The sequence below is a fragment of the Kitasatospora sp. NPDC101155 genome (assembly GCF_044768305.1).
Classification (GTDB): Bacteria; Actinomycetota; Actinomycetes; order Streptomycetales; family Streptomycetaceae; genus Kitasatospora.
The window spans coordinates 1-1,324 of record NZ_JBIWPN010000163.1 but is presented as its reverse complement, the minus strand read 5'-3'; the positions used below and the strand labels follow the sequence as shown (position 1 = coordinate 1,324).

Genomic DNA, 1,324 nt, shown 5'->3' with positions numbered 1-1,324 from the left:
AGCGAAGTCGGGTCGATCCCCGCCGCCTCGAAGGCCTCCCACGACGTCTCCAGCAGCAGTCGCTGCTGCGGATCCATCGCCAGCGCCTCACGCGGTGAAATACCGAAGAAACCCGCGTCGAAACCGGTCACGTCCGCAAGGAACGCACCCTGCGCGACGTACGACTTGCCCGTACGGTCCGGATCCGGATCGTAGAGCCCGTCGACGTCCCAACCACGGTCCGCCGGCCACGCCGAGACCGCATCCTGACCCTCGGCCAGCAGCTTCCACAGGTCCTCCGGGGAGCTCACACCCCCCGGGAACCGACAGCCCATGCCCACAATAACGATCGGCTCATCGCCGACCGCCACCCCCGTAGCAGTCAAACCCCGTTCCCCCATAGCAGTCGAAACCGCAATTGGCGAGTGGCCAAGCAGCTCCGACAGCAGGTGATCGGCCAAGATCGCTGGGCTAACGTAATCGAAGATCAGCGTCGCGGGCAACCGCATACCGGACACCGCGTTCAGACGATTTCGCAGCTCAACAGCCGTCAGGGAATCGAAGCCCAGATCCTTGAACGCCCGGGCCCCGTCAACCGCATCACCCGATCGATGGCCCAGCACCGCAGCCACCTCCGACCGCACCACGTCCAGCAGCACGGTGCGACGCTCCGCCTCGGACAACGCCCCCAACCGCCGCACCAGTGCGGACCGGGAGTCGTCCGTGTCGGCACTATCGGCCGCTGCCGTGCGGAGGCCCTCCTGGTCGAGCAGCTCGCTCAGGAGGGGGCTCGGCCGCGAACCGGTGAAGAATGGCGCAAACTGTGCCCACTCCAGGTCGGCGACGGCGAGGAAGGTTTCGTCCGCCTCCAGCGCGCGCTCGAGTGCGCTGATGGCCAACTCGGCTCCGAGCCCTCGGAGCCCGCGACGCCGCAGCTGCTCCGTGAGCGCCGCATCGGCAGCCATGCCGCTGTCGGCCCACGGCCCCCAGGCCACCGAGGTGGCGGGCAGGCCGGCAGCCCGGCGGTGGTGGGCCAGGGCGTCGAGGAACGCGTTGGCGGCGGCGTAGTTGCCCTGACCGGCGCCGCCGATCGAACCGGCCACCGAGGAGAACAGGACGAACGCCGAAAGGTCCAGATCCTGGGTCAGCTCGTGGAGATGACGCGCCGATTCCGCCTTGGCCCGCAGGACGCCCGCAAGGCGCGTCGAGTCCATCGCGTCGACCACGCCATCGTCCAGGACTCCGGCCGCGTGGATGACGGCGGTGAGGGGGTACTCCGCCGGGATCGCGGCCAACACCCCCGCCAGCGCCTCACGATCGGCCACGTCGCACGCAGCCACCGTCA

At 69.1% G+C, this 1,324-nt stretch carries 1 protein-coding gene; it reads right to left on the bottom strand.

All coding sequences use genetic code 11. The annotated features are described in order from the left end of the window. Positions 1-1,304, bottom strand: a 1,304-nt coding sequence (locus ACIRYZ_RS46570) for a beta-ketoacyl synthase N-terminal-like domain-containing protein (protein WP_402955863.1), incomplete at its 3' end; no start/stop codon positions are given. Positions 1,305-1,324 lie beyond the last annotated feature (20 nt).